Below are 26,442 nucleotides of genomic sequence, written 5' to 3' on the forward strand. Positions count from 1 at the left end.
TAAAACAAGCCCTGGGGTATCCCAGGGCTTATTTGCTTGCAGTTGCGATGGGATGAGAGGGGTCGCGAATCCATTCGCTCCAGGAGCCTACATACAGGCGAGCACCCCTTAAGCCAGCAATTTCCATGGCTAACAAATGATGACAGGAAGTGACTCCAGAGCCACAATATACCACCACATCATCAGGTGGGGTGCCTTGAAGAAGATCGGTAAATTCTTGCCGTAGCCGATCGGGGGACTTAAATGTACCATCTGGGTTCAGATTATTTTGGTGAAAACGGTTTACCGCACCCGGGATGTGACCGGCAACCGGGTCAATGGGCTCAATTTCTCCCCGATAGCGCTCTGGGGCACGGGCATCAATCAAGAGGAAGCGGGGTTGCCTAATGTGCTGCTCAATCTCTGCGGTGGTGACTACCCAATGGAGATCCGGTTGGGTGTTAATCTTCACCGTGGGTGGATTGGTGTGGATGCCGCTTTCCGTTGGATAACCCAAGCGTACCCAGTGATCAAAACCGCCATCCAATACAGCCACGGCTTCGTGATGATAGAGTCGTAGCATCCACCATAAACGAGCCGCGAAAGCCCCTCCAACGGTATCGTAGACAACCACTTGTTTATTAGGATCAATGCCCCAACGGCACAGCCGTTTCAAAAATTCAGTGGCAGAGGGCAGGGGATGTCGCCCAGTTTGGGGTGTACGTGGGGCAGAGAGGTCGCGATCCAGGTCCGCATAGACGGCGCCGGGGATGTGGTTTTCTTGATAGGAGCGGAATCCCCACTCGGGTTGTGCCAGGTCAAAGCGGCAATCTACAATGATCCAATCCGAACGATGCAGGTGAAGGTTTAGATCCTGAGGGGAGATTAGGGTGGTGTAGGCCATGTTAGCACCCCCGATTTTCAGTAGGGATAGGATTTGTGAAAGGTGAGGAAGGAGTCATTTCCAGTTGTGAGAAAGGTTGCCCCCACGTGCCCTCAAAAGCGATAGCCGCAAGGGGGAGCCGCAGGCGTGGAGATTGTTCTTTTTCCAGTATATCCTCAGGTATCCCTTCCAAATTTTCGGCAGGATAGCCAATAGCCAGCATAATCACCGGGGTATACCCGGTAGGAATGTTAAATGCATGACGTGCTTTATCGGCATCAAAGCCACCCATAGGGCGCACATTCAAGCCCAGTGCGATAGCCTGAAGTATGAGGTTTTCATTTGCCAAACCGAGATCATGCAATGCTTTTGGATTGGGATGGCCGTCAGGACGAATTTCTTCAGCAATAGCCAGAATTAGCACCGGGGCACGGTTAGCCCATCTCTGGTTACCAGGAGTCAGGCATTCTCGTGCCTTTTGGAGCGCCTCAGGATCTCGCTCATCAAATACGAGGTAACGCCAGGGCTGCAAGTTATTGCTGGAAGGGGCGGAGCGCGCCGCTTCCAGCAAAAGTCGAATTTTCCAGATCTCTACGGGGCGTTGGGGGTCCATCAAACGAGATGAACGACGTTGGGCTATCAGTGGATGAAGGTTGGTTGAAGGCTGAAAAGTTTCCATGAGTTTCACCCTCTTGCGCGTTTACCAGGTTGTTGCTGTGGGTAGCCCTGCCGCTGGTTCGGCAAAGTGAACGGCGTTTATAATGGCCTCTGCCATGACCTGGGCAGCAAAGGCTCCTACTATGTTAACATCAGCATTTCGCTCACCAGTAGCAAGTGCAAAAATGGTATCCCCATCTAACATCGTATGGGCAGGTCGGATTGTTTGAGCCAGGCCGTCCTGGGCCATTTGAGCCACGCGGGTAATTTGTTCTCTGTTCAACCGGGCGTTGGTGGCTACAACCCCAATAACCGTGTTCCGGCGTGTGGCGAAGCGCAAGGCTGAGCGCCCAACCAGACTGCGCATTACAAATAATGTGTTGGCAAACTTCTCGGTTTCGCCAATGCGTTTGGGGCCTATCTGAAGCGGACGTGCTCCCGCCAGGATTTTTCCACTGCGAGGATCCACTACATCTCCCAAGGCATTAACCGCCACGAGGGCTCCGACGACAACGCCATTGCCAATGCTAATACTGGCTGTTCCCAGCCCAGATTTCATTGCCTGTTTGATTCCCAGAATTTTTCCCACCGTAGCTCCCATGCCCGCTCCCACGTTGCCCTGCGCGGTATTGGGAGTCGTGGCATTCAAACATGCCTGATAACCCATGGTAGCATCCGGGCGAACTCTCGGGTCGCCTACATCCAGATCGAAGAGGATGGCAGAGGGGACGATGGGCACATGGGTAACCCCCACATCGAAGCCAATATTTCGTTCCTCAAGGTAACGCATTACTCCACTGGCGGCGTCCAGGCCAAATGCTGAGCCCCCGGCAAGGACAATGGCATGGACTTTTTCAACCAGATGGACTGGTCGAAGAAGATCGGTTTCGCGGGTACCCGGAGCGCCCCCTCGCTGGTCAACTCCTGCCGTGGCTCCTTTAGGGCATAAGACAACCGTGCATCCGGTTAAGGCTTCTTCATGCTGAGCGTGTCCTACCAGGATACCGGGTACATCCGTAATGGATTGGTGAAAATTGCTCGACATTGTCATTCTTGCACTATAATTTGGGGTTATAACTCATAATCCATTATAACAGCCCAGGCACCATCCTGAGCGGCAGAGCAACCTTGTTTGGAGGTAAATCATGGTACCGGCGCGTAATGAGGAGACAGGTAATGGGGTCATTGCTTTTGTAGTCTTTGGGGTAACGGGTGATCTTACACGGCGTAAGTTAATTCCAGCGCTCTATGAACTGGCAATCAGCGGGCGCCTGCCTCAACCCCTGTATATCCTTGGGTTTGCTCGGCGGGATTGGAGTGATGAGTTCTTGCGAGAGACCCTGCGCCAGGCGGTTCTGGAGCATGCTCGCACAAAACCGATTAGCATGCCAACTCTAGAGCGCTTGCTGGCAAATGCTTATTATATCCGTTCAACCTTTGAGGATTTAGAAGGATATCATCGCCTGGCAACAATGCTCAAATCCCTGCGTGTGGATCACGTGTTATATTACTTGGCCACTCCTCCCGAAGAGTACGTAACCATTGTGCAACGCATTGGGGAGGTGCGCCTGAACAAGCGAGGGAACGGCTGGACACGCATTGTGATCGAAAAACCCTATGGGAATGATCTGGAGTCGGCTCAGGCTTTAGAGGCTGAGGTGCATAGCGTCTTTTCAGAGAAGCAAGTGTATCGGATTGATCATTATCTTGGTAAGGAAACTGTCCAGAACATTCTGGTTTTGCGCTTTGCCAATGCCATCTTTGAGCCTTTGTGGAACCACAAGTATGTAGATCACGTACAAATTACTGTCGCTGAAACTGACGGAATTGGCACACGAGCCGGTTATTACGACCGTGCGGGTGTAATCCGGGATATGTTCCAAAATCACTTGCTCCAGTTGCTCGCCTTAACGGCCATGGAAGCTCCTTGGGCCTTTAATGCGGATGCGGTTCGTGATGAGAAGGTCAAAGTGTTGAAAGCCTTACGTCCACTGCGAGGCAAAGAGGCGTTGGCGAACACGTTTCGGGCTCAGTATGTTTCGGGGTTTATTGAGGGACAACGCGTGCCTGGTTACAAAGACGAACCGGGGGTACCGGCAAATTCGGTCACCGAAACTTTTCTAGCCGTGCGTCTTTTTGTGGATAACTGGCGCTGGGCGGGTGTGCCTTTTTATCTGCGCTCGGGTAAGCGCTTGCCAGTACGTTGCACTGAGGTTGTCATTCAGTTCCGTCAGATGCCCCTCTCGCTTTTCAACTGGCACAACGTAGCCGGTGAAGCCCCCAATGCTCTGGTTTTACGCTTGCAGCCCAACGAGGGCATTGCACTTGAATTCGGTGCCAAAGCACCGGGTCCAGTAAACCAGATCACGCCGGTCAAACTGGAATTCAGTTACCAGGAAACTTTCGGTGTGCAACCACCGGAGGCGTATGAGCGGCTTCTTCTGGATGCTCTGCTGGGAGATGCCACACTGTTTACTCGCTCGGATGAGGTGCTGGCGCAATGGTCGTTCACGTCAGAAATTCTGAAGGCATGGCAAGAATATCCGGTGCGCAACCTGCCCGTCTATGAGTCAGGAACATGGGGACCACCAGGTGCCGATGATTTTATTCGACAGGATGGCCGGGCGTGGCGAAATCTGGTATAAGGACTAAGCGGCAGGGAGTTGCGTCCCACATTGAGAGCAACGGTTGGCGTGAGCCGGAAGGGTTGCACCGCAGTTAGGGCAAACGGGAGAAAAGGTGCCTGGTAAAGGCGCACCACAGGCCACGCAGTGAGAGTGGTCAGGCGTATTTGGAGTCCGGCAGTATTCACATACAAGGCGACCAAGGGCCTGGGAGATCCTTTCTCCAGCCCCATATAGGCGGGCTGTGGCATCAATGGTTTCCCAAATCTCGCGGGTCAATTGGAGTGATTCGATATCCTGAGCCAAATCGTCCATACGATCGAGCAACTGCCAGGGATTACGAAGCAAACTGAGCATGGTGACCCCCAAACTGGCGGCTACATTCCAAAGAGCCTGTTCTCCCACCTGCACAATAAGGCCCTTGGGAGTTCTCTGCAGACTAATGCCCACGGCAGTTTTCCCTCCGGAAGATATGTCTTCACGGGTGCAAATCTGCAGGGCAATTTTAGGGCCACTGCCAATCTGGGTGACCCGAAACCCACCGCGATTAAACCGTGCGGTTAGCGCATTGGCGAGGTCTTCAGGAGTGATTGGCCCATAATAGATGCGTTGTTCCATGGTGAATTGATTATAATCTGGATCAAATCATTTGGGTTCCAGTTTGGGAAGGAGCATAATGACCTTGAAACGTTTCTGGGTGTTAGTGGCCCTGTTGGTAATCGTAGGGCTCTTATTTGTTCAGCCGCTCTTTTCGGATTCAGATGCTCGGGCACAAATTCCCACAGTGGATATTCCGACGGTGACCAGTACCCCTAGCGGTCCCATGGTCACAGTTAAGGCCGGATTGGGTGAGGATTTCGTCAATGTGCGATCCGGTCCGGGTGGGGTTTATCCGCGCATAGGGGTTTTGCTTTTGGGGCAAAAAGTGCCCGCAAAAGGACGCTCTCCAGGGGGGGAATGGATCATGATTGAATACCCCGGGGTACCGGGTGGGGTGGGTTGGGTTTATGCGGCTCGGGTGGATGTAACACCAGGAGCTGAATTACCGATTGTGGAGCCGCCCCCCACGGTAACCCCACAAACCACGCCAACCATTGACCCCACTCTGGCCGCTCAGTTTGTCTTTACCCCCCAGCCCACACGTCTGCCCACTTTCACGCCGGCCCCTTCTTTGGTGGTCCCCACTTTCACCGATGCCAGTGCACCGAGCGGCGCCGCTGGGGTGCCAGCGGGGTTGGTGATTATTGTTCTGCTCTCCGTGGGAATCCTGGTTGGAATTTTTGCTTTCCTCCAAGGGCGCTAGAGGATAAGACGATCAGACACCCTGGGCATTAAAACCCAAAAACTCTAACATAGCGTGCAGGCAGCGGGCGCTGACCCGATGCCCCACATTATCCAGACAGGTTGTAACCTTAGCGCCAGTTGTCTCGAGTGCTTCGATGCACTCCTTGGCTCGCTCCAACGGGACAATTTCATCATTGTATCCGTGGGCGAGAAAGCAGGCTTTCCCTGAGAGCAATCCGGGGCGCAAAGCCTTCTTCCCCCCTTTGGGTAAGAAACCCGCAAGTATCACCAGCCGATTAACTCGTTCGGGAAACAGAAGAGTAAAGGTGAGTGCCATGGCTGCTCCCTGGCTGAATCCCATGAGATCTACTGGGATCGCAGGTAAAGAAAAGCTAGTCAGCCACTCGACCATATCGTCTTTTAGCTTTAGTGCAGATTGAGCAAAGGTTTCCCAAGGAGCAGGTCGTTCGGGAGTAGGGGGTACCCAGGCGTATCCCCCCGGTTCGGCAGTGTAGGGGGCTTGGGGCGCAAAAATCCAGCGATTGGGGGCCATACGGCGGATAAAGATTTCCATTGAATGTTCGTCGCCGGTCCATCCATGCAACGCAATAAGAGGCGGTGCCTGCGGATCTTCGGAAGTAGGTCGAACGACTGTTATAGGACGACGATCAAAGAGATGTGTCTGGGCATGTTCAAGAGCGACCATGTTTTACAATCCAATCCCATAGGGCCAGGGTGAGAAGAATCAATCCAATGGGCAATAAAGCGCTCAGCAGGCAAAGTAAACCAAGACCTGCTGCGGGTAACCCATACAACCAGGCAACCAGTCCCAGGCCGATTATGAAGAGAATAAGCAGGCTACCAACGATCAACCGAAATGTGGTCTGACGGGCGTATTGACGCAGATCACGCATAGCGGGGTCTACTCTTCCAAGGGGCGGATGGATTCGGGAGGGGGTGGGCTTTGAAAGCGGCGGAGCAGACCCTGCGGCCAGGACAAAGCATGGTGGATAGCTTCCAATGCCTCTTCGACTGATTGTTCGCCTGACTGGATGAGGACTTGAGGGTCTACTTTGTCCAGTATGCCAAATTGATTAACATCGGGGCGCAGAATAACATCGGGTTTTTCAACCTGCATGCGAAGTTCTGCTAACATGCGTGAGGTAATATCAATGGATTGGATGTAAATACGAAATGCTTGACTGATGCGCAGGTTGGAGATCTGACTTAGAAGAGGAGGAAGGATGGGGGGCGTGGGGATAGGGTTGAAATCGGGTAATTCCTGCCACTTTTCGGGGACGGGGGAAAGACACACGGCGATCACAGGTAATTTAGGGGCTAGCCAGCGGGCTACCGCCACGGGCACGGGATCAAGCACGCCCCCGTCAACCAGTTCTGCCTGGCCGATCTTCTGGGGAGGGAAGATGCCGGGAATGGCGATTGTCGCCAGGATGGCATCCAACACAGATCCCCGATTTAACACATATTCCTGCTTGGTATGGAGATCCACAGCAGTACAGGCAAAGGGAATAAGCAGGCGGTCAAATGTCAGGCCGGCCAGGAAGCGTTCCAGAAAAGGTACAACCTGTCCCAACCCCAGAAGGGAAGGCCCATCCTGTGGTCGTCGAACAAAATAATTGATGCGATTGAGTTCTTCCAACGCGTCAGAAAGCTGAGACACGGAATAACCAGCTGCAAATAAGGCACCAACAACCCCGCCAGCACTGGTACCTGCAATGGCTTTAATCTTGATCCCCTCTTTTTCAAGGCGCTGGATAACCCCCAAATGGGCGATTCCTTTCACCCCACCGCCGCCTAACGCCAACGCAACCTCGGTCATGCTTGCTCCTCCCTACGTCTCTGAGAAGGTATCGTTGTACCGGATTCATTATAATCCGAGTATTGGGGGCGTGCGTGGAGAAGAGGGGAAAGAAATCCGCGGATGAAAAAAACGATTGCGATTAGAATTGAGGGGTTGATCCTGGAATATTGAGTTGAGTAAGGTAATGATGATTCGATCCCTCATTTCTCGCTGGTTCAAGCCTGGCGCACTACCTCCAGAGCACCGCCACAACTTTATCCATTTAGTGGCGGATATAGCCTGGTATGGTGCGCTAAACGGAAGTTCCCTTTCGTTTCTCACCATCTATGCCGCACGGGCTGGGGCTTCGCCAGAACAAATCGGTTGGATTAATGCAGCCCCTGCAATCATGACTCTGTTATTCTCATTACCTACGGGTGCCTTGCTAGAAAAGCGCCCAGTTCATTCCATGCTGATACGCACAGCCATCCTGCACCGCTCGTTTTTCGTTGCGCTTGCATTGTTACCTCTTTGGGGACCGGCTTCTCTCCAGGTTAAAGTATTGATTGCAGCCGTTTTTCTTTTCTATATCCCTGGGGCGGCGCTTTCGGTAAGTTTTAACGCCCTTTTCGTGGAAGTGGTGCCGGCAGAGTGGCGCGCTTGGGTTACCGGGATGCGTAATGCAGCGTTTGCTGTAGTCACCATCCTTACTTCCCTCCTATGTGGTTATATCCTAAGCGTTGTGCCGTTCCCGACCGGTTACGTAGGGGTGTTCTTAATCGGGGTCATTGGTGCGGGGATGAGCACCGTCCATTTATACCTGATTCGCCCTCCATTGAGAGAAGCGGGGGCTATTCCGTCCCAAGGAGCCTCTCAGCCATTAGCGACTGCTCTTTTGGGGATTGTATCGGACTACCGGCGAGTTTTTCACTTTGAACTTTTACGTTCACCATTCCGTTACATCCTGTTGATCATGTTGGGATTTCACTTGGCCCAATATCTCCCGGTCCCTCTCTTCCCGGTTTATACGGTTAACGCATTGGGAATCTCTGATCAGTATATTAGTTGGGGAAATGCTCTCTTCTTTCTGGCGGTGTTTGTGGGCTCGACCCAGTTGGTGCAAATCACCCGTCGGTTGGGGAACCGTAAAACCACTGGCTTGGGGCTGGTTTTACTCAGCGCTTTTCCAGCATTGTTGAGCATTGCGCATTCTCCAGCAGTGTATTTGTTGGCCAATTTGCTCGGTGGAACAGCCTGGTCGCTGGCGGGTGGAGCCCTTTTCAATTATCTGCTTGAACGAGTACCTGAAGAGTCGCGAGGGCCGTCGTTGGCCTGGTTCAATGTGGTGGCAAATGCGGGCGTTCTTCTGGGATCGCTGGCGGGCCCCCTGATTGGACAGTGGCTTGGACTGTCGTTGGCACTTCTGATTCTGGCTGGGGTGCGGTTCGTGATGGGGTGGCTCATCATGCGTTGGGGTTAGATGTGTTAAAATGCAATTATGAGCATTAAAGTCGTAGCGACCAATCGTAAGGCTAAATTTGAATATTTTTTGCTGGACCGCTATGAAGCCGGTATTGCCCTGCAAGGGAGCGAGATAAAATCGGTGCGGGCGGGCCAGGTTAGTTTGACGGATTCCTATGTCCAGGTGGATGGACGCGAAGCGTGGCTGGTTAACGCCCACATTGCTCCTTATGATAAGGCCAGCTGTTTTAATCACGATCCCAAGCGACCTCGGCGCTTGCTCTTGCATCGGCGCGAGATTCTGGAACTTTGGAATGCGGTGCGTCAAAAGGGGGTCACGATTGTGCCGGTCCAGATGTATCTGAAAGATGGGCTGGCAAAAGTGGAGATTGCGGTTGCCAAGGGAAAGAAGTTATATGATAAGCGCCATGAGATTGCCAAACGAGATGAAGAGCGGGAGTTATCACGCGAGGAAAGCCGCCGTTACCGATTTTAGCCTGTTCATCCGTCATCGGTCATGTTGCCCAGCAATTTTCTGGCGTTCCTGGTAACTTTTGGATTGGCGTGGGCGTGGCTTCGCTTGAATGACTGGGTAGCCGCCCGGCGATGGATCAGTGGCCCTCTGAGCCGAAAAGTTATTCATATTGGTACTGGGCCCATTTTCGTCTTATGTTGGCTGTTCCTTGAGGATACCTTTTCAGCCCGCTTTTGGGCAGCTCTGGTACCTCTGGGGATAACTCTGCAATTTTTGCTAATTGGTCTAGGGGTGATCAAGGATGAGGCTGCAGTCATGGCTATGACACGTCATGGACGGGCAAGCGAAATCCTGCGCGGGCCGCTCTTTTATGGAATTGTATTTGTCCTTCTCACGCTTGTCTACTGGCATGATTCACCAATTGGTTTAATTGCTTTGATGCTGCTATGTGGGGGTGATGGACTGGCTGATGTACTTGGCAAGAGGATACCAAGTCCATCGTTGCCCTGGTCGAGGGGAAAGACTGTGGCTGGTTCGCTGGCCATGCTGCTGGGGGGCTGGATCATGGCCGCACTCGTATTAGGAATTTTCATCCTGGTGGGCGCGATTCGGGCGCCGCTTTCCATCTTGTTGGGTCCGCTTTTTACCATTGCCACTTTGGCGGCAGTGGTGGAGTCGCTGCCACTCTCTGACCTGGATAATCTCACCGTACCTGCAGCGGCGATCCTGGCAGGCCATTTCCTATTGGGTTGAGGTTTGCATGATCGAAATTGATGGTCATCATCTAAGCATTGACGATGTGGTCGCTGTGGCCCGCCACAAAGAGCCGGTATCTCTTTCTGCAGAAGGGAGGGAAGCAATCCGGCGTTCCCATCGGTGGCTGGAACAGATTCTACAAGATGACAAACCGGTCTATGGGATTAACACGGGGTTTGGAATCTTTGCGGAGCGTCGTATCAAGCCTGAGGCCAGGGACCGGCTGAGCCGCAATTTGATTCTCAGCCATGCGGTCGCTACAGGATCACCTCTCCCTGAGGATATCGTACGCGCGGCGATGTTGATTCGAGCCAACACTTTAGCGCGGGGACACTCCGGAGTGCGGCTTGAGGTGGTCCAAACATTACTGGATATGCTTAATCATGGTGTTACCCCCATTGTGCCGGAACAGGGCTCTCTGGGATCTTCTGGGGATTTGGCTCTGCTTTCTCATCTGGCTCTGGTTTTTACGACCGATGCTGATGATCGCTGGGAAGACTCGGGATGGGCTTCTTATCAGGGGCAGATCATGCGGGGCAAAGATGCCATGCAGGCAGCGGGTATCAAGCGTCTGATCTTGGGAGCGAAAGAGGGATTGGCAATTAACAATGGGGCCACCTTTTCGGCTGCCATTGGTGCGCTGGTCTTGCATGATACAGAGACTTTATTGCGTACGGCCGAAGTAACCCTGGCGATGACCCTGGAGGCCATTATGGGGTGTATTGAGGCCTTTGACGCCCGGATCCAGGCTGCCCGGGGACATCCTGGCCAGGTACGTGTGGCCGAGCATGTACGTCGGCTAACCCACGGCTCCACCCTTCTGGGGCGCGCTCAGCGTGTTCAGGATGCCTATTCTCTGCGTTGTGCCCCCCAGGTCCAAGGAGCAGCGTGGGACGCCTTTAATTTTGTGACCCAGATTATTGAGCGGGAAATCAATGCTGCAACAGACAACCCGCTTTTGTTTGAAGGTGGAGCGGTTTTGTCAGGAGGAAATTTTCACGGTGAACCTGTTGGCATGGCCATGGATTTTTTGGGTATTGCGGTAGCAGAGGTGGCTGCCATTGCGGAACGTCGCATCTTTCGACTCACAGATGGCAAACTTAATGGCGGACTTCCACCTATGCTGGTGGATTTTCCTGATGCCGCTGGGTTAAATTCGGGGTTGATGATGCCTCAATACACAGCGGCTTCTTTGGTGCTTGAAAACCAGACTCTGGCGCATCCTGATAGCGTGCATTCGCTTCCCACCTCTGGCGAGCAGGAGGATCACAACGCAAATGCCATGACGGCGGCTCGTCATGCTCGGCAAATTGTCCTTAACACGGCCCATGTGATTGCGATTGAGCTCTATACGGCTGGCCGGGCGCTTGACTTGCGCTTACGTCAGTACCCGGATGCCCGTTTGGGCCAAGGCACATATGAGGCTTACAGACTTTTGCGCGAACGGGTGCCATATCAGGCCGGAGACGCCTGGTGGGGGCCGGAAATCGAAACTGTGCGGATGATGGTTCAGGAAGGACTATTTGCTCAAATTTAGTTTTCCTACTTCTAGTCTCCGATTAATGTTGAGGGTTTGACAAAACCTTCGGGCTGGGGTATCTTTATGGGCATGAATTTCTGGTACCGTCCTATAACACGGCGCGAGTTTTTAAAACTGGGGGTTTTAACCTTGGGGACTGTGGCTTTACGGCCATGGGTGGAGTGGAAGCAATTGGTAGCAGACTGGCCGGATGCAGAGCGCCTGGGGCGAATTTGTGTGGGTAAAGTTGATATTCGGGCTCGCCCATCGGCGGATAGCCCTTCGGTGGGGATTCTCTATGAGGATGCCGTGGTGGTTTGGTTGCGTGAAGTGGTAGGCGAAGTACCCGCTGGACGACAGAGTCGCCGATGGGTGGAAACCCCGGATGGTTATATTTATGCTCCAAGCGTCCAGCCAGTGCGCAATTTACCGAATGAACCAGTTAAGGAACTGCCGGTGACCAGCCTTGGTAAGGGAATGTGGGTCGAGGTCACCGTACCGCATGTGCAAATATTCCTGGAGAATCGAGAGCCTGTTTCTCCCTGGCTGAAGTATGTGGTAGAACATGGTTTAATCCCCCGCTTGTATTACAGTCAGATTTTGTGGGTGGACGGCATCACGACTAATTCGCAAGGCCAGGTGCTTTATCGCATCAATGAGCGGTACGGACCGGGAGATATCTTTTGGGCGGCAGCGGAGGCTTTCCGTCCCCTCACTCCTGAAGAAATAGTACCCATTAACCCTGAGGTTGAAGATAAACGCGTAGTTGTGGATGTTACACCAACACGTCAAATGCTCTATTGCTATGAGGGCAAGACGGAGGTTTACGCCTGTCAGATTTCTTCGGGGGCAAAGTGGGATGCAGCGGGAAATCTGGTGGAAAAGTGGGGTACGCCGATTGGGCCACATCCAATCTGGCGTAAAGCCATCTCAATTCACATGAGTGGTGGACAGACCGGTACCGGTTACGATTTACCAGGAGTTGCTTGGACCACTCTCTTCACGGGGGAGGGAGTGGCTATTCATTCAACTTTCTGGCATAACGACTTCGGGACTCCGCGTTCTCACGGTTGCGTTAATTGCGCGCCAGAGGACGCGAAATTTATCTTTCGCTGGACCCAACCCGTCGTTCCTTATGATCCGGGAGATGTGACCGTCAGCATGCCGGGCGGAACGATTGTTCAGGTCATCGAAGCTTAGGAGTCATTATCTCTGTTAATTTGAGGGTTTTTACATGGCAAATGTCAGTGCAGGTTTAGCGTTCTTAGCGGGTTTGGCTTCGTTTCTTTCGCCGTGTGTATTTGGGCTAATTCCAGCGTATGTGGGTTATTTAAGTGGGCGATCCATTGCCCGCTTGCAACAGGAGGGGGACCCCAATCGTCTGGAGACGTTTCTTCATGGGGTAGCATTTGTTTTGGGGTTTAGCCTGGTATTTCTCACCTTGGGCTTAGCCCTCTCTGCAATAGGTAGTGTGTTATATGATTTGCGAGTCTGGATTGCGCGCCTGGGGGGAATTATCGTGGTGCTCCTAGGGCTCCACATGACAGGGCTAGTGCGAATCCAATGGTTGGAATACGATCTTCGGCCGCGGACGGAACTGGACCGGCGGCGGAGTTTGCTTTCCTCGGCCCTTCTGGGGATTTCCTTCTCGGCGGGTTGGTCACCTTGTATTGGGCCTGTTTTGGGTATGATACTTACACTGGCGATTAATCAGGGCTCAGTCTCCAACGGACTGTTTTTACTGGGAATGTACTCGCTGGGTTTGGCAATCCCGTTCCTGGCAGCGGCCTTGGGCATTGGGTGGGTCGTTACTATTTTGCGCCGCTACCGCAAGATGATGCACTATGCAGAGGTCGCTATGGGGGTTGTGATGATTGGGGTGGGAATTTTGCTCTTTTTGGGCATTTTTAACCAGTTGGCTCAATTCGGTTTCTTTGTGGATTTGGGGCTGTGAAGCGAGTTTTATATTACCCTTTGATCTTGTTTTTGGGGGTGGCTCTTCTTCTGGGCTTGTGGTTAGGAATTCACCTTCTCCTGGGCGCTGTTGGTCGGTCAGCCGGAGTTGAAGTTGGACAACCTATCCCGGATTTTAAGTTGGTTGCTTTAGATGGTAAAGTGAAAACCAATGCGGATTATGAAGGGCGCCCGCTGGTATTGAATTTTTGGGCATCCTGGTGTCCTCCCTGTCGAGAGGAGATGCCTTTGTTGCAGCGTCTTTACGAGACCCGTGCAGGCGAGATTTATGTTGTAGGAATCAACTATGCCGAAACACGCCCGAAAGTATTGAGCTTTGTTCAGAACTTTGAAATTTCTTTTCCTATTTTGCTGGACGAAGACGGAAAAGTGAATGATCTCTATCAGGTGTCGGGTTATCCGCTGACCTTATTTGTCAATCAGGAAGGAATTCTTGTTGCCTATCATTTGGGGCAGTTGACGCCAGAGACGTTAGCGAATTACTTATAAAGGTATTAGGAGTTGCGCCATGATCATTGTAACGGTATATCGTTCTGCCAATTGTCCCTTGTGTGATGAGGTCATTGCCCATTTGCAAGAACTGCAATCCGCCTACGATCTTCAAATCGCGGTTGTGAATATCGAAAAAGGAGAAAATTCGCAGCCTCTGGGAGAAGATGCGCTACCCATAGTGGAAGTGGGGCCTTATCGTTTACACCCTCCATTCTCGCGTCAAACTCTAGAAATTACCCTGGGCGCAGCTCGAGATCGGCAAGCACAAATACAGCGTGTGGATGAGAAGGCTTATCAGAACCGGGTGCATAAGACTGAGCATTGGACTGCTGCTGATGCGCTTTCATTATGGCTAAGTCGCCATTATCTGGCATTATTTAATCTTTTCTTGCTCCTGTATGTTGGTCTGCCCTTTCTGGCTCCAGTGTCTCTGAGAATGGGATGGACAGGCCTGGCTAATGCCATTTACAAGGTGTACAGTCCACTTTGCCACCAACTGGCTTTTCGTTCCTGGTTTCTTTTTGGTTTGCAACCCTACTATCCCCGTGAGGTTGCTCATTTGCCTGATATTGCCTCTTATGAGGCCGTAACAGGGCTTAACAGTCAGGATCTGGCACGCGCACGGGCCCTCACAGGTGGCGAGGCCGTGGGTTATGGAGCGGGAGCACTAGGTTATAAAGTAGCACTTTGTGAGCGTGATGTGGCCATCTATGGATCTATGCTATTATTCGGCTTGGTTTTTGCGCTTACCGGGCGACGCTGGAAGTCCCTTCCTTGGTATTTGTGGGTGGTGGTGGGTTTACTGCCTATAGCGGTTGATGGGCTTTCCCAATTGCCGGGTTTGATCCCTTTCTTCTCCCGGTGGGCGCTGGTGCGTGAGAGCACTCCACTTTTGCGCACCATAACCGGCTTCCTTTTTGGTTGGACAACGATGTGGTATCTTTACCCCATCATTGAAGAAAACATGCGGGAGACGCGAATTGGTCTGCAACGTAAGTGGGGCGTTATTAACCAAATCAGGCAACGTCAGCATGCCTCGGATCCGGGTAAGTAGCCATCATGGGGTTTGTACAACGGAACGGACTGGTCTTTTATCAATTTGACCTCTTCCCCACCGAATCGGTGATTCATGGGGTGTTTACACGTTTAGGAGGGGTCAGCCCAGCCCCCTGGGACAGCCTTAATCTAGGGGGAAACCTGGGGGATGTCCGGGAAAATATTATAGAAAATCGCCGGCGCATTTTCGAGGCGGTTCACCGTGAGGTGGAGACGATTTTCGATGTCTGGCAGGTCCACAGCGATATTGTGATCAGTACCGATCGTCCTCGCCCGTTAGATGCCCCCCACGTAAAGGCGGATGCCATATTGACCAATCGCTCTGAGGTGACTTTGTTCATGCGTTTTGCCGATTGTGTGCCGGTTTTACTCTATGAGCCTAACCACAAGGTCGTGGGACTGGTGCATGCTGGGTGGAAGGGTACGGTACAAGCCATTGTCTTTAAAACTGTTGCAGCAATGCAAGAGATATATGGTTGTCGAGCGGGCGATATTATGGCTGCCATTGGCCCTTCGATTGGTCCGGATCACTATATGATAGGATCCGAGGTAGTACAATTGGTTGAGCAATCCTTTGGTGAACGGAGTCGTGAGGTGCTGATCTATCAGGATGGGCGTGCCTACCTAAATTTATGGGAGGCAAACCGTTTGTGGCTGAATCAGGCAGGTGTAACCCAGGTTGAGGTCGCTGGTTTGTGCACGGCGTGCGACTTAAGGCATTGGTATTCTCACCGAGGGGAAGCCGGACGGACGGGGCGCTTTGGAGCGCTCATAGCATTGCGGTCCTAATCTCATAGCATTGCGGTCTTAATAACGGAGGCGCTGGAAATGGTCCTGGATGCACTTACCATCCGCCAGAACTACCTCAAGGTGCTCGAGCAAATTTATCAGGCGGCCTTGCGAAGCGGACGTGATCCATCGCAAATTCGCCTTGTAGTGGTGACAAAGGGTCAGCCTATTGAGGCAATTCGGGCTGTGGTGGAGGCTGGGGCTAAACTCTTGGGTGAAAATTACCCCGAGGAAGCCCTTCCAAAAATAGAGGCTTTGCAGGACTATCCGGTGGAATGGCACATGATTGGCCATCTACAAAGCCGCAAAGCCAAATTGGTTGCTCAGTATTTTGATTGGTTTGAAGCGCTGGATAGTGTGCGCTTAGCGCAAAAATTGGAACGCATACTTTCTGAGCAGGGACGACGTCTGCCAGTGCTACTGGAATTCAATGTGGGGGGAGAAGAGAGCAAGTCGGGTTGGAAGGCGGAATCCTCAGAGACCTGGCCAGCCCTTCTGTCGGAAATTGAATTGATTCTGAATACTTGCCCGCATCTAGACGTGCGTGGAATTATGACCATGCCACCACTTACCGAGGACCCCCACCGGGCGCGCCAGTACTTTGCTCATTCACGCCACCTACGCGATTTTCTAGCCCGGGCTTTTCCAAATGCGTCCTGGGGTGAACTCTCCATGGGTACCAGTGTGGATTTTCCATTGGCTATTGAGGAAGGGGCTACTATTGTTCGGGTTGGTCAGGCCATTCTTGGCCCACGTCCTTATCCATAATCTTGATTGAGAAAGGGAAAAGTCCATGGTTTGGTTTCTTATTCAGTTGATTCAGGCTCTTTCCACGTTGTTGGTCATTGTGGTTATTGTGGATGTAGTGCTCTCGTATTTTCTCTCCCCTTTCCATCCAGTGCGGGTAGCACTGGATCGCGTTGTCGAACCTTTATTAACCCCCATTCGTCGAGCGGTTCCGCCCATCCAGATGATTGACTTCAGTCCCCTTATTTTGATTATTCTCATTCAGGCGGTTGAGTGGGTGCTAATCACCATTCTCCGTCAGTTCATGTAGACATATGGGACGTACAACCAAACCCCACTTTACCCAGCCTGAGGGCGGTGCAGCGCTTTCCATCCTGGTCAGGATCGGTGGATCTCAGAGCCGCGTTGAACGCATTACCGAGGATGGTGTGGTGGTGATCCGCTTGTCCACTTCCGGAACCGACTCCGATCAGATTAACACTGCCCTGAAGGCTCTCTTGGAGAGTGTTTTGGGGGTTAAGCGTTCTCAACTGGAAATTGTGGCTGGTGAGATGTCGGCTCAGAAACTGGTAGCCGTCCTTGGCCAGGATCCTGAAAAGGTGGATAAAGCATTAAAGAAGGCATTGAAGGCCGGCTAAGCGGGGGGTGTTACAGGCGCGTGTAACGAGAGCACCCAGAGGGTATAACGAGCCATGTGGCGAACCTCGGGATTCTCGTGGCGGAGAAGGATTTTGAGTACCTGTATGTAATCGGGGTGCGGTTGCCAGCGGATCATCAGCATTGCCTTTATCTTTTCCTCGTCATCTCCCTGGATCAGAGCATGTTGTAGGAGCGAATCCACGGGTTGGCCCGGAGAAATGCCCTGCCCCATTTTGGCTGCAAATGCAATTAACCAGGGGGTTTCATGAGGTGGCGTTAAGGTCTGAGGAAAGCGAGAATCGGCATGACGGCGGCTTTCCAGCGCCTGGGCAGCAGCATTTCGCACCACCCATTGGCCGTCTTCTACGGCTATGCGTTCCAACTCGTCAATCACCCAGGGGGCATTGAGGTGAGCAATGCCCAAAACTGCCGCGCGCCGGGTGAGCAGATCCTCCAGAGTGAGGGCTTCCTTTAGATGCTCTTCGCCTCCGGGGATTACATTCGCTAAAACCTCAGCGGCGGCGAGGCGCAGCGGTTCGTCCCCAAAAGTCAGTGCGCGCAGGATGGCTTCCTCGGCCACCGGTTCTCGATACTGTGCCAGACCAAGGCAAGCACCCATCCGGACTCTTTCTTCGGGATCATTTAGAAGGGCAATAAGGTCCTTCAAGGCGGTGGGGTCTTGCAGGAAACCACATCCTAAAGCGCCATAGAAACGAAAATCTGCCTGGGTGGCTTTAATCCATTGGCGGAAAAGCAAACTCAGTGAAGGATCATTTGACGTGGCACAGGCCGCGAGGCCCTCAATTGAGTCTTCCGGTTCTTCTGATTTGCCCTGCAGGATGGGTAGCAAGCGCTTCATAAGAATTGAACGCGCGACACTGTTGCGAGGTGCCAGGCGCGCCCAATAAAATGCGTGGAAAAAGTCTGTATTGGACAAAGACAAAGCCTTATCAACCCAGGCTTCTAGCCAGGTGGCTTCCGGGCGAGCAGCGATCAGATGGTAACAAAGGGCGTCCTCAGCGCTCCAGAGGAGACGGTGGGGGGCTATCGGTGGTACTGTAAGTTGTTGAGCGGCCAGATAAGCCATTATGTATATGTGGTTGAAGGCCAGGCGTTCACCACTGTATTCGCTTAAGAGCCCGGTATCGAGAAGCGCCAAGAGAACACGATTGGCAGGACGTTCCGTTTTCGAAGCGGGTGAACCGGGGGTCTTTTCTTCTGCCTTCAATTCTTCTGCAGGCGCGGTTATGGTAAGGGTTTTAAGCTCGGTGACACTTTGCTCGATCTCGCGAATGGTGAGAGCAGGTTTGCGACTTTCTATAAAGGTTCGTGCCAGGGTGATCAGCGAAGGAATGGGAATCTTGGGTCCGCAGAGGCGGTTCACATAAGCATCCACAGCATGCGCAATATTATCGGAGAGATCACCCGCTGAAAGAGCCCACAAATAGAGTGTCCATTCCAGGGGGGAATAAACCGGTGTGGGATCAATCCATCCCCGAACTAAAAGATCATCTAGAGGGATGACACCGGTTTTTTGCGCAATCTGCGAACCGAGGTGCTGATTCCACAACCGACTCCATCGGGCGATAAATTCTGCTGTTTGATCCCGCGTCCAGGCAGCCAGAGGAAGGGGCTCGATCCCTAAATTCAGCAATCCGTCCAGATATTGGTCCGGGGCTGCCAGTACCAAGCGTATGTGGGGATATTGCTCGAGCAAGGTCTTAAGGTACGATGTGGCTGCTTCGAGCATTTCCGGAGGAACTTCGTCAATTCCATCCAGCAGCAGTACGACCTCACCGTCATTGAAGGCGCTCTTGAGAAAACTCCATAGGCGGGGTTGGGCGGTTAATGGCAGGGTGCGGCTGAGTGTTTTGTAAATGGGCTCCAATGGGTCCTTGATCTCGGGCAAATAAGGTTCAATGTCAAGATAATGTAAAAAAATAGGCGTAAGGCTGTTAGCAAATCCAAGGTCATTTTCGCGGCGAGCGAGGAGAGAAGCCAGGAATGCCAGGGTAACTGTTTTGCCGCTTCCCGGTTTACCGATAATAGCAATGCGTGCTCGCTGGCGTAGGGCCTGAAGGGGGGTGAGGGTAGGAGCGCCGAAGCGAGAGGCAAATTCTGGCCATTCTGGGAGTGGCGGAATAATTTGCTCATATATATGCGGTAATCGTGAATCGGTTTCTTCGAGAGGCGGTGAAGGTGGTGCAAGCAAGCGGGGAGGGATCGCAATCTCGTCTAGCGAAAACAGAGCCGCTGAAAGGTGGCTGCGTTGGGCGCGCTTTAAGGCGTCCTGCCGAATCGCAAACTCTGTTCCGGCTAATTGGCGCTGCCTGAGGTGTTTGAACCATTGTTTTAAGCCCTCGCGTATGGCTGGCCATTCTTTACTCAGGCGCGCTAAAACAAGCCAAAACAGTGTCCCGGTCAGGAACCCAATCCAGAAGGAGGGGCGATCAAGTTGCAGTCCAAACAGATTCGGCATGGTTTATCCTGCGTAGAGAATGCGTCCGCATGAGGAGCAGAAAACCAGCTGATGAGGGAATCGAGCCGCTTGCCGCTCAGCCGGGGTTAGGGTGGAGCCGCATGCTGAGCAAGTTTCATCCACTACTGTGGCCACGGCAATCCCACGTTTTCGTGAGCGTAGTTGCTGGTAAATAGCTTGATTTTGGGGATCAATCTGGTTGAGAATGACCTCGCGTTCACGTAACAAGCGATCTCGGCTACGCGTGAGGGTTTCCAATTCCCCTCGCAGGCTAGCATTCCGCTCGGATTCTTCTGCCTGGGCGTGGTGAAATTGTGCTTCCGCCTGGCGATACTCTGCCTCGGCTTGTTCAAGATCTATCATGGCTTCTAACTGGCGATCTTCAAGGGTAGCCAGGGCGCGCTTCAGTGCTTGGACTTCATTTTCCAGGTCGCGCAGTTCCTTAGGAATTTTTACTCGCCCAGAATAAAGATTTTCTTCGCTTTGCTCTAATTTAATTCGCTTGGCCTGGACCTCGTGCTCTATTTTCTTAAGCGCCAGTTGCTTTTCCTTGAGGAGTGCTTCGACCTGCTGAAGGTGATGTTGGGCTTCTTCCACTTGGGAATGATTCGAAAGCAGGGCATTAATCTCCTGGAAGCGATTTTCAATTTGATCAAGTTGTGAGTCAATTTTTTGAAGTTGTAGAAGATGAAAGGCCTGACTCATGGGTTCAACATCCGGCGTGAGGGATTGGAGGGATGTGTTAGTTTCTCTTTACTCCGATAAACTCATTTTAGTATACTTCATAACATGGTGAGGTATCGTTTCCCCTGGGTTGGCAGTCTGATTGTTCTTGGAGTGGTAGGACTGCCATATATTTTAGCAGCCCTTGTCACACCAGAAGGATATGTTTTCGGGGGTTTCTTGTTTAACCCTCTGGATGGAAATTCGTATCTGGCCAAGATGTATGAGGGTTTTCTGGGAGAGTGGCGGTTTCGCTTGCCCTACACAGCCGACGCTCCTTACTCGGGATATCTTTTCACTTTTTATATCGCTCTGGGACATTTAGCGCGGATCTTTCATCTGCCCCTAATTGTCATGTTTCACCTTGTGCGTCTATTGGCTGGTTGGGTTTTTATGTTAGCCTTATGGCGTTTTCTTAACTCCGTTGTAGAGGGTTCGGAACGAGATTTACATCAAATTTATTATTGGGCTCTCCTTGGATCGGGCTTGGGATGGCTGGCTAATCTGGGAGGAGGTTTTACAGCCGATTTTTGGCTGGCTGAGGCCTATCCACTGCTTTCCATGATTGCCAACCCTCACTTTCCCCTGGGAATGGGCTTGCTTTTGACCTTCTTCTCAATTCTTTTAGCGCCTTTTTCCTCCCAATGGGTCGTTGTTTCATCCATGGTGCTCGGGTTCGCCCTGGCGATCATCTTACCTTTCGGGGTGGTAATTGGTGCTGTGGTAGGTGGAGGATATTGTGCATGGTTATGGTTCAAGCAACGAAAAGTCGCTTTTAAAGCAATGCTCGGCTTTCTCTTGGGGGGAGGGAGTGTGTTGTGTTATCAGTATATGACGATTCTCCAGGATGGGTGGCTACGGGGCTGGAATGCTCAAAACCTAACCCTTTCTCCACCATTGTGGGACTACCTGGTAGCCTTTTCTCCAGCATTGATTCTGGCCTTATTAGGGCTGATCAAGCTTAATCAGGGTGTTTCCGTAAATCTCCCCTTTTTAGCCATCTGGTTCATCGCGGGATGGGCCATGGCGTATAGCCCATGGGGACTACAACGACGTCTTCTAACGGGGTTTTATATCCCTGTGGTGATCCTTGCCGTGCGTGGAGGGAGTGTTCTTGAACACTGGTTGCAAAGGAGCGCAAGGCTTATTGAGCGGACGGCCTTTGTCCTTGCTCTTCCTACCGGGTTTCTTGTGATCCTACTGGGCCTTATGGGGGTTCGAATGCATCATCCGCTGTTAACCCTGGGTGCAGATGAGTATCAAGCGTTGGGATGGATCGAAAGACATACCCCTCCAGATGCGTTGGTGTTTGCTGCTCCTGAGACGGGCTTGTTTATTCCTGCCCATACAGGACGACGTGTGATTTATGGACACCCCTTTGAGACGGTAAATGCCGAAGATCAAAAGCATTGGGTGATCGCTTCGCTCCAGAGTTTTAGCTCGGGAGAGGATTGGGTCCAGCAATTGAGGGAAAGGGGGGTGGATTTTGTGTTCTGGGGTCCCCGTGAACAGAAACTGGCGCAAGTTGGACAATTGGATTTTCTTCCTGCATCGTTCCAGGCAGGAGATACTACGCTTTATGTCGTTCCGGCTATCCCATGAGGGCGCTGCGTAAACATTCCCTTTTGATCGGGTTATTAACAGTCCCGCTTCTTCCCTGGCTGCCTGAACTGGGTAAGTGGGCATTTCCTCCTGATTCACCGTTTACCGATGGGCTGATCGCTCATTTCACAAATGCCTGGCTGATCGCGGATGCATGGCGGCGTTTCGGTGAAATCCCTTTATGGTCAGATGCCTATTTAGGTGGTTTCCCCCTGATAGCAGATCCACTAAATGGATTATGGTATCCCCTCGGCTGGCTGAGCCTGGTCTGGCCTTCGCCCTGGAGTTTTAACTTAACGCTACTGGGACATCTCCTTGTGCTTGGCGCAGGAATGTTTCGTTGGTTGAGGTTGAAGGGATATGATCAACGAGCCGCCTTGTTAGGTAGTTGGACAATGATGCTCCTGCCGAAAATTATTGCCCACTGGGGTGCCGGTCATTTTACTCTGCTCTACGCTTTTGCCTGGACCCCCTGGGTATTCGTAGCAGAAAAAATGCGTCAAGAACGCATAACGCAGACGTCGCTTTTACCAGGTATGGTTTTAGGATTAGCGTGGCTGGCAGACTTGCGTTGGGGGATTATCCTGGCGGGCATTTGGTTGGGGTATGCTATCTTTAGAAAGTGGCGAGGTTTTTCGAGCAGGGGATCCTTGCGCCAGGTGGGCGGGTTGATCCTTCAACCGTTGATTGGTGTATTGATATCAGCACCGTTGTTATTATCGCTTCTTGAGTGGTTACCTCTAACGACGCGGAGTCAATTGCGCCCTGAGGAGGCGTTAGTTTACTCGTTACCTCCCTATAGCCTAATTGGGATGGTATTTCCAGGATTTGGGCGTTTTCATGAATGGGTCACCTATCTAGGGGTTGTTTCGGTGGGCATGAGTGTGTTAGTCCTCGCGGTTCCCTCTCTCCGCCGCTCCTTGCGAGGATGGTTGATCCTGGCCGGATTGGCCTTGGTTGGCTCGTTGGGTTCTTACCTGCCCGGTTTCGAGAAGGTCGTACAACTGCCAGGACTTGCGTTGTTACGGGTACCGGCACGACTCTGGTTGGGGGTAGGCCTGGTTGCGGCACTGTGTACAGCGGCCGGTTTGGACTGGCTGCTCACCTCCCCGCGCATCATGCGCCCGGATGTGGTATTCTGGTTGAGTGGTGTCTGGGGGTTCATGGCTTTCTTAACCATCGGATGGGGTGTCCTTTTTGGAGAATTTCCTTGGCTGCTAGCATTTGGAACGCTGCTCTTTGGGCTGGTCATCTTTACCATTGCCCTATGGGAACGCCGGCGACTTAGTGAGAGAGTGGGTTGGGGAATTCTGGCGGTTATTACTCTGGTGGATCTTGTGGTCGCCGGGAGAACATGGATTACATTCCGACCGGATTCGGGGGTTTGGAGGGAGACTTCCAATTTAGTTGGGTTCTTACTTGAACAACCAGGGATATTTCGCGTTTATTCACCTTCGTTTTCGCTACCTCAGTATGTGGCTGCGCGTTACGGTCTAGAATTGGCGGATGGGGTTCACCCTCTTCAGACAAAAACATACGTGGAGTTTATGAAAGAAGCAACTGGGGTGGTGCAAACAGGATATTCAGTGACACTGCCACCCTTTCTCAACGGTGATCCTGAGAATGATAACCGCTTTTTCACACCCCGCCCTGATCTTCTGGGGTGGTGGAATGTCAAGTATGTGGTTTCTGCATTTCCGCTTCAGGCTAGTGGATTAGAGCTAGTAGCAAAAACAGATAACTCTCTGGTTTATATGAATCGGCTGGCTTTTCCGCGTGCATGGGTTCAGTCTAACCTGGATTGGCCTCCTCGGGTGGATGGAGAGGTACAAATCATAGAGCGAACCCCTAACCAATGGCGTCTGCGGGTGCATGGGCCTGGTTGGCTCATTTTGGCCGAATTGGATTACCCGGGGTGGGAAGCCACCCTGGATGGACAGCCCTGGCAAGTGGAATCGCTGGGGGGGGTATTCAGGGCAGTGGCTATTCCAGAGGGTGAACATCTGGTTGTGCTAAGGTTTAAGCCGCATACCTATGAAGCGGGGGTAAGCCTTGCAGTGTTGGGGTGGGGAGTAAGTGTTCTGTCCATGGTTGTTGGTCGGCGACAGCGGAAACAATGAATCCGAAGATGAAAATCACCTTTTCTAGAATATTTCGCATAGCCATTACGAATTGGTTGCGCTTGGGAAAAATTCCGTATTCTGTTGTTTATTTTCTTCTACCTTTGCTTCTGTTGGGAAGAGCGCTTTGCCGGGGCAGGGTGCTTTACTGGGGATTGCCTGTTTTGCAATTCATCCCCTGGCGAGTGTTAGCTTATGAGATGATGGAAAAGGGGATTTGGCCGCTTTGGAATCCACTTAATGGGTTGGGATCTCCTTTGCTGGCTAATTATCAACTAGCGTGGTTTTACCCCCTCTCCTGGGTTTTGGGCCTCTTTTACGGGTTAGGAGGTACGCCTTGGCTGGCATGGGGATTCACGATGCTAGCGGCTTTTCACCTGGGATGGGCCGGATGGGGGATGGCACGGTTACTGAAGAGCCTCGGATATGGCGACTTAGCTCAGGCTATCGCTGGGATGGCGTTTGGTTTTAGCCAGTATTTTATTGCCCGGATAAACTTTTTCAGCATGATTTGGGCGGGCGCCTGGCTGCCTTGGGTAATATGCGGTGTTGAAAACCTGATCAATGCCCCTTCTAGGAGTGCTTTGAAATCACGGCTTCTTTCCTTGGTCTTAGTTCTGGCCATGCAGCTTCTGGCCGGTCACGCTCAGTTGACCTGGTACACCTGGCTGCTAGCAGGGGCGTGGGGGATTTTACGAGGACGACAGGTTCATGGTAGAAAATGGGGCTATTTGGTTTCGTATGGGAGCATAGCATTGATCTGGGCAGTAGGTCTAAGCCTGGCCCAGATTTTGCCCACTGCCGAGTATTTGCTCACCTCTCAACGTTCTACCCAGGTGGATTATGAGCAGGCAATGACCTACTCATTGTGGCCTTGGCGCCTAACCGGGTTTATAGCGCCTCATCTGTTTGGAAATCCCGGCACGGATGTATATTGGGGGTACGCCAACTATTGGGAAGATGCAATTTATATTGGTTTCTTACCCTTCCTGATGGCGTTGACAACCCTCAGAGAGGCCTTTCGAAGTTCACAGGGGGATCGCCGTAAAATCAGTCGTTCGGTAGTAAGGACAGCGTGGGGGATTGTTTTGGTCAGTATTGTGCTGGCTCTGGGTAAAAATACGCCTGTTTACCCATTCTTATATCACTACATTCCCACATTTGATATGTTCCAGGCGCCTTCACGGTGGTTGATTTGGACGATTTTTGGACTTGCGGTGCTGAGCGGCATCGGTGTAGAGAACTGGCAAAAACCAAAAGGGCGGACGCTTTATGTACTGCGACTGAGTGTTATGGCTGCGGTGGCTATCATGTTATCAGCGTGGTTGGCGCGAGAGGTACTTTCAGATCTTAAACCCTCATTTGCGACCGCAACTTTTCAGTTTGGTCTGGTGGCATTGGGAGGTGTGGTAGTCTTGCTTGCCACACCCCAAGAATCGGCGAGATCTGGCTGGCGTTTAGGCTGGGGGTGGTCGCTCCTTGCCTGGGTAATCGTAGACATTTTGCTGGCCGCCAGGGGGTTGCTTCCTACTTTACCCATGAAAATTTATGAATCCCTGGAAAATATGTCATCTTTGCGCGCTCAAGTTGGAGAAGGCCGGCTATATCTTCCAGAGGAGGAAGAGTATGTGCTGAAATTTAAGGACTTTTTCCGCTTTGATCGTTATGCGGTTGAGGAAAAGTGGCAAGAATTACGGTATTCCTTATTGCCAAATTTGAATTTATTAGAATCCATCGCAAGTCTGAATAACTTCGATCCGTTGCTGCCAGGGTGCTATGTTGCGTTGATGAATGAGATCGAAGCCCAGCCTGAGACCATTAAGACGGCTTGGTTGCAGGATCTCAATGTTTCGCTCATCGAACAGCGAGATGAGCGCCTTCAGAGAGTTTCTTATCGGCAGTTAGCTGCCAAAGGACGATGGCAGTGGTTTACTTGTGTGAAAATGGAACCAACCTTGTTCTCGGTGTTGACGGCGCTAAGGGGTATGATAAACTCAGATACACGTTGTATGATTCTTACCGGTACTCAGCAGAATCTGGAAACAACATGGCCCGCTTCAGAGGCAAGGGTTGTTTGGGTGGCTGATCAGCCCAATTCCATGCTTTTAGAAGTGGAGACCTCTGGGCCAGGATGGCTAAGGTTATCCGTCCTATGGTATCCTGGCTGGAAAGTTGTTGTGGATGGCATTTCTCGGGAACCCCTACGGGCGGATGGATGCCTGCAGGCTGTATGGCTTACCTCGGGCAAGCATAGTGTGCAATTTGTTTATGATCCGCTTTCGTTCAAAATAGGCGCTTGGGGAAGCCTTCTAGCCTGGATAATGTGGATAACTCTAGGACTGAAAAGCCTGAGGAACCAGGGACTGAGAAAGGGGTCATGAT

General features: G+C 52.0%; 26 protein-coding genes. 17 read left to right on the forward strand and 9 right to left on the reverse strand.

Annotated features, from left to right (window positions below; genetic code table 11):
- Positions 1 to 28: 28 nt before the first annotated feature.
- Genes SE15_RS05500 through SE15_RS05510 form a run of 3 tightly spaced genes read right to left on the reverse strand, consistent with a single transcriptional unit; the run spans position 29 to position 2,564 of the window.
- Positions 29 to 883 (reverse strand): sulfurtransferase, encoded by an 855-nt coding sequence (locus SE15_RS05500; RefSeq protein WP_054521082.1) that lies wholly within the window; start codon positions 881 to 883, stop codon positions 29 to 31.
- Between the two features lies 1 nt (position 884).
- Positions 885 to 1,541 (reverse strand): nitroreductase family protein, encoded by a 657-nt coding sequence (locus tag SE15_RS05505; RefSeq protein ID WP_054521083.1) that lies wholly within the window; start codon positions 1,539 to 1,541, stop codon positions 885 to 887.
- Between the two features lie 21 nt (positions 1,542 to 1,562).
- Positions 1,563 to 2,564, reverse strand: a complete 1,002-nt coding sequence (locus SE15_RS05510; RefSeq protein ID WP_054521084.1) for a P1 family peptidase — start codon at positions 2,562 to 2,564, stop codon at positions 1,563 to 1,565.
- 100 nt (positions 2,565 to 2,664) lie between these two features.
- Between SE15_RS05510 and zwf the strand changes: the two genes are divergently transcribed.
- Complete coding sequence (gene zwf, locus SE15_RS05515; RefSeq protein ID WP_054521085.1) at positions 2,665 to 4,164, forward strand: glucose-6-phosphate dehydrogenase; 1,500 nt, start codon at positions 2,665 to 2,667, stop codon at positions 4,162 to 4,164.
- 3 nt (positions 4,165 to 4,167) lie between these two features.
- Here zwf and SE15_RS14600 read toward each other — a convergent pair whose 3' ends face one another.
- On the reverse strand, positions 4,168 to 4,761 hold the full coding sequence (locus SE15_RS14600; protein WP_054521086.1) for a zinc ribbon domain-containing protein: 594 nt from the start codon (positions 4,759 to 4,761) through the stop codon (positions 4,168 to 4,170).
- A 58-nt stretch (positions 4,762 to 4,819) separates the two neighbouring features.
- Here SE15_RS14600 and SE15_RS05525 point away from each other — a divergent pair, with 58 nt between their 5' ends.
- The gene (locus tag SE15_RS05525) at positions 4,820 to 5,446 is read left to right on the forward strand and encodes an SH3 domain-containing protein (protein ID WP_054521087.1); all 627 of its coding nucleotides are present in this window, start codon (positions 4,820 to 4,822) and stop codon (positions 5,444 to 5,446) included.
- Positions 5,447 to 5,458: 12 nt separating this feature from the next.
- On the opposite strand, the gene SE15_RS05530 is transcribed toward SE15_RS05525, so the two are convergent.
- The 3 genes from SE15_RS05530 to SE15_RS05540 are packed head-to-tail and all read right to left on the reverse strand — an operon-like array spanning position 5,459 to position 7,267.
- The gene (locus SE15_RS05530) at positions 5,459 to 6,133 is read right to left on the reverse strand and encodes an alpha/beta hydrolase (RefSeq protein WP_083461723.1); all 675 of its coding nucleotides are present in this window, start codon (positions 6,131 to 6,133) and stop codon (positions 5,459 to 5,461) included.
- Entirely contained in the window at positions 6,120 to 6,341 is a 222-nt protein-coding gene (locus SE15_RS05535; protein WP_054521089.1) for a hypothetical protein, read from the reverse strand. The genes SE15_RS05530 and SE15_RS05535 overlap by 14 nt, the downstream gene beginning before the upstream one ends.
- 8 nt (positions 6,342 to 6,349) lie before the next feature.
- Positions 6,350 to 7,267, reverse strand: coding sequence for a patatin-like phospholipase family protein (locus SE15_RS05540; RefSeq protein ID WP_054521090.1), 918 nt, complete (start codon positions 7,265 to 7,267; stop codon positions 6,350 to 6,352).
- Positions 7,268 to 7,433: 166 nt separating this feature from the next.
- Here SE15_RS05540 and SE15_RS05545 point away from each other — a divergent pair, with 166 nt between their 5' ends.
- From SE15_RS05545 to SE15_RS05600, 12 genes are all read left to right on the forward strand, one after another.
- Positions 7,434 to 8,708, forward strand: a complete 1,275-nt coding sequence (locus SE15_RS05545; RefSeq protein ID WP_054521091.1) for an MFS transporter — start codon at positions 7,434 to 7,436, stop codon at positions 8,706 to 8,708.
- Between the two features lie 18 nt (positions 8,709 to 8,726).
- Complete coding sequence (gene smpB / locus SE15_RS05550; protein WP_054521092.1) at positions 8,727 to 9,185, forward strand: SsrA-binding protein SmpB; 459 nt, start codon at positions 8,727 to 8,729, stop codon at positions 9,183 to 9,185.
- A 21-nt stretch (positions 9,186 to 9,206) separates the two neighbouring features.
- Positions 9,207 to 9,917 carry a diacylglycerol/polyprenol kinase family protein gene (locus SE15_RS05555; RefSeq protein ID WP_054521093.1) on the forward strand — a complete coding sequence of 237 codons (711 nt, stop codon included), beginning with the start codon at positions 9,207 to 9,209 and terminating at the stop codon, positions 9,915 to 9,917.
- 7 nt (positions 9,918 to 9,924) lie between these two features.
- Complete coding sequence (gene hutH, locus SE15_RS05560; protein ID WP_054521094.1) at positions 9,925 to 11,457, forward strand: histidine ammonia-lyase; 1,533 nt, start codon at positions 9,925 to 9,927, stop codon at positions 11,455 to 11,457.
- Positions 11,458 to 11,523: 66 nt separating this feature from the next.
- Positions 11,524 to 12,639: a L,D-transpeptidase gene (locus SE15_RS05565; RefSeq protein ID WP_054521095.1), complete on the forward strand. Its 1,116-nt coding sequence runs from the start codon at positions 11,524 to 11,526 to the stop codon at positions 12,637 to 12,639.
- Positions 12,640 to 12,673: 34 nt separating this feature from the next.
- Positions 12,674 to 13,393 carry a cytochrome c biogenesis CcdA family protein gene (locus SE15_RS05570; protein ID WP_054521096.1) on the forward strand — a complete coding sequence of 240 codons (720 nt, stop codon included), beginning with the start codon at positions 12,674 to 12,676 and terminating at the stop codon, positions 13,391 to 13,393.
- Entirely contained in the window at positions 13,390 to 13,902 is a 513-nt protein-coding gene (locus SE15_RS05575) for a TlpA family protein disulfide reductase (RefSeq protein ID WP_054521097.1), read from the forward strand. The genes SE15_RS05570 and SE15_RS05575 overlap by 4 nt, the downstream gene beginning before the upstream one ends.
- Positions 13,903 to 13,921: 19 nt before the next feature.
- Positions 13,922 to 14,959: a DUF2085 domain-containing protein gene (locus SE15_RS05580; RefSeq protein ID WP_054521098.1), complete on the forward strand. Its 1,038-nt coding sequence runs from the start codon at positions 13,922 to 13,924 to the stop codon at positions 14,957 to 14,959.
- Positions 14,960 to 14,964: 5 nt separating this feature from the next.
- Positions 14,965 to 15,750, forward strand: coding sequence for a peptidoglycan editing factor PgeF (pgeF, locus tag SE15_RS05585; RefSeq protein WP_054521099.1), 786 nt, complete (start codon positions 14,965 to 14,967; stop codon positions 15,748 to 15,750).
- Positions 15,751 to 15,789: 39 nt separating this feature from the next.
- On the forward strand, positions 15,790 to 16,518 hold the full coding sequence (locus tag SE15_RS05590) for a YggS family pyridoxal phosphate-dependent enzyme (RefSeq protein WP_054521100.1): 729 nt from the start codon (positions 15,790 to 15,792) through the stop codon (positions 16,516 to 16,518).
- A 25-nt stretch (positions 16,519 to 16,543) separates the two neighbouring features.
- Entirely contained in the window at positions 16,544 to 16,807 is a 264-nt protein-coding gene (locus tag SE15_RS05595) for a YggT family protein (protein ID WP_054521101.1), read from the forward strand.
- A gap of 4 nt (positions 16,808 to 16,811) precedes the next feature.
- Positions 16,812 to 17,135 carry a DUF167 family protein gene (locus SE15_RS05600; protein WP_054521102.1) on the forward strand — a complete coding sequence of 108 codons (324 nt, stop codon included), beginning with the start codon at positions 16,812 to 16,814 and terminating at the stop codon, positions 17,133 to 17,135.
- On the opposite strand, the gene SE15_RS05605 is transcribed toward SE15_RS05600, so the two are convergent.
- Both SE15_RS05605 and SE15_RS05610 read right to left on the reverse strand, forming a co-directional pair.
- Positions 17,132 to 19,615, reverse strand: a complete 2,484-nt coding sequence (locus tag SE15_RS05605; RefSeq protein ID WP_054521103.1) for a HEAT repeat domain-containing protein — start codon at positions 19,613 to 19,615, stop codon at positions 17,132 to 17,134. The genes SE15_RS05600 and SE15_RS05605 overlap by 4 nt on opposite strands.
- A 3-nt stretch (positions 19,616 to 19,618) precedes the next feature.
- A complete protein-coding gene (locus tag SE15_RS05610; RefSeq protein ID WP_054521104.1) occupies positions 19,619 to 20,320 on the reverse strand; it encodes a zinc ribbon domain-containing protein in 702 nt (233 codons plus the stop codon).
- Between the two features lie 84 nt (positions 20,321 to 20,404).
- On the opposite strand from SE15_RS05610, the gene SE15_RS05615 reads away from it, so the two are divergent.
- From SE15_RS05615 to SE15_RS05625, 3 genes are read left to right on the forward strand one after another with little or no spacing between them, the layout of a single operon-like run.
- On the forward strand, positions 20,405 to 21,940 hold the full coding sequence (locus SE15_RS05615; RefSeq protein WP_054521105.1) for a hypothetical protein: 1,536 nt from the start codon (positions 20,405 to 20,407) through the stop codon (positions 21,938 to 21,940).
- A complete protein-coding gene (locus SE15_RS05620; protein WP_054521106.1) occupies positions 21,937 to 24,060 on the forward strand; it encodes a glycosyltransferase family protein in 2,124 nt (707 codons plus the stop codon). Before SE15_RS05615 ends, SE15_RS05620 begins: the two co-directional genes overlap by 4 nt.
- Positions 24,061 to 24,068: 8 nt before the next feature.
- Complete coding sequence (locus tag SE15_RS05625; protein ID WP_054521107.1) at positions 24,069 to 26,441, forward strand: glycosyltransferase family protein; 2,373 nt, start codon at positions 24,069 to 24,071, stop codon at positions 26,439 to 26,441.
- Position 26,442: the final 1 nt, after the last annotated feature.

Source organism: Thermanaerothrix daxensis, from assembly GCF_001306145.1.
Lineage (GTDB): Bacteria > Chloroflexota > Anaerolineae > Anaerolineales > Anaerolineaceae > Thermanaerothrix > Thermanaerothrix daxensis.

Excerpts from the sequence above, each read along its gene's own strand:
- SE15_RS05545 (WP_054521091.1), top strand. The coding sequence starts at position 7,434 with ATGATGATTCGATCCCTCATTTCTCGCTGGTTCAAGCCTGGCGCACTA.
- SE15_RS05535 (WP_054521089.1), bottom strand. The coding sequence starts at position 6,341 with ATGCGTGATCTGCGTCAATACGCCCGTCAGACCACATTTCGGTTGATC.
- zwf (WP_054521085.1), top strand. The coding sequence starts at position 2,665 with ATGGTACCGGCGCGTAATGAGGAGACAGGTAATGGGGTCATTGCTTTT.
- smpB (WP_054521092.1), top strand. The coding sequence starts at position 8,727 with ATGAGCATTAAAGTCGTAGCGACCAATCGTAAGGCTAAATTTGAATAT.
- SE15_RS05505 (WP_054521083.1), bottom strand. The coding sequence starts at position 1,541 with ATGGAAACTTTTCAGCCTTCAACCAACCTTCATCCACTGATAGCCCAA.
- SE15_RS05530 (WP_083461723.1), bottom strand. The coding sequence starts at position 6,133 with ATGGTCGCTCTTGAACATGCCCAGACACATCTCTTTGATCGTCGTCCT.
- SE15_RS05610 (WP_054521104.1), bottom strand. The coding sequence starts at position 20,320 with ATGAGTCAGGCCTTTCATCTTCTACAACTTCAAAAAATTGACTCACAA.
- SE15_RS05605 (WP_054521103.1), bottom strand. The coding sequence starts at position 19,615 with ATGCCGAATCTGTTTGGACTGCAACTTGATCGCCCCTCCTTCTGGATT.
- SE15_RS05565 (WP_054521095.1), top strand. The coding sequence starts at position 11,524 with ATGGGCATGAATTTCTGGTACCGTCCTATAACACGGCGCGAGTTTTTA.
- SE15_RS14600 (WP_054521086.1), bottom strand. The coding sequence starts at position 4,761 with ATGGAACAACGCATCTATTATGGGCCAATCACTCCTGAAGACCTCGCC.
- SE15_RS05600 (WP_054521102.1), top strand. The coding sequence starts at position 16,812 with ATGGGACGTACAACCAAACCCCACTTTACCCAGCCTGAGGGCGGTGCA.
- SE15_RS05555 (WP_054521093.1), top strand. The coding sequence starts at position 9,207 with ATGTTGCCCAGCAATTTTCTGGCGTTCCTGGTAACTTTTGGATTGGCG.
- SE15_RS05615 (WP_054521105.1), top strand. The coding sequence starts at position 20,405 with ATGGTGAGGTATCGTTTCCCCTGGGTTGGCAGTCTGATTGTTCTTGGA.
- SE15_RS05540 (WP_054521090.1), bottom strand. The coding sequence starts at position 7,267 with ATGACCGAGGTTGCGTTGGCGTTAGGCGGCGGTGGGGTGAAAGGAATC.
- SE15_RS05510 (WP_054521084.1), bottom strand. The coding sequence starts at position 2,564 with ATGTCGAGCAATTTTCACCAATCCATTACGGATGTACCCGGTATCCTG.
- SE15_RS05590 (WP_054521100.1), top strand. The coding sequence starts at position 15,790 with ATGGTCCTGGATGCACTTACCATCCGCCAGAACTACCTCAAGGTGCTC.
- SE15_RS05525 (WP_054521087.1), top strand. The coding sequence starts at position 4,820 with ATGACCTTGAAACGTTTCTGGGTGTTAGTGGCCCTGTTGGTAATCGTA.
- pgeF (WP_054521099.1), top strand. The coding sequence starts at position 14,965 with ATGGGGTTTGTACAACGGAACGGACTGGTCTTTTATCAATTTGACCTC.
- SE15_RS05595 (WP_054521101.1), top strand. The coding sequence starts at position 16,544 with ATGGTTTGGTTTCTTATTCAGTTGATTCAGGCTCTTTCCACGTTGTTG.
- SE15_RS05625 (WP_054521107.1), top strand. The coding sequence starts at position 24,069 with ATGAAAATCACCTTTTCTAGAATATTTCGCATAGCCATTACGAATTGG.
- hutH (WP_054521094.1), top strand. The coding sequence starts at position 9,925 with ATGATCGAAATTGATGGTCATCATCTAAGCATTGACGATGTGGTCGCT.
- SE15_RS05620 (WP_054521106.1), top strand. The coding sequence starts at position 21,937 with ATGAGGGCGCTGCGTAAACATTCCCTTTTGATCGGGTTATTAACAGTC.
- SE15_RS05500 (WP_054521082.1), bottom strand. The coding sequence starts at position 883 with ATGGCCTACACCACCCTAATCTCCCCTCAGGATCTAAACCTTCACCTG.
- SE15_RS05580 (WP_054521098.1), top strand. The coding sequence starts at position 13,922 with ATGATCATTGTAACGGTATATCGTTCTGCCAATTGTCCCTTGTGTGAT.
- SE15_RS05570 (WP_054521096.1), top strand. The coding sequence starts at position 12,674 with ATGGCAAATGTCAGTGCAGGTTTAGCGTTCTTAGCGGGTTTGGCTTCG.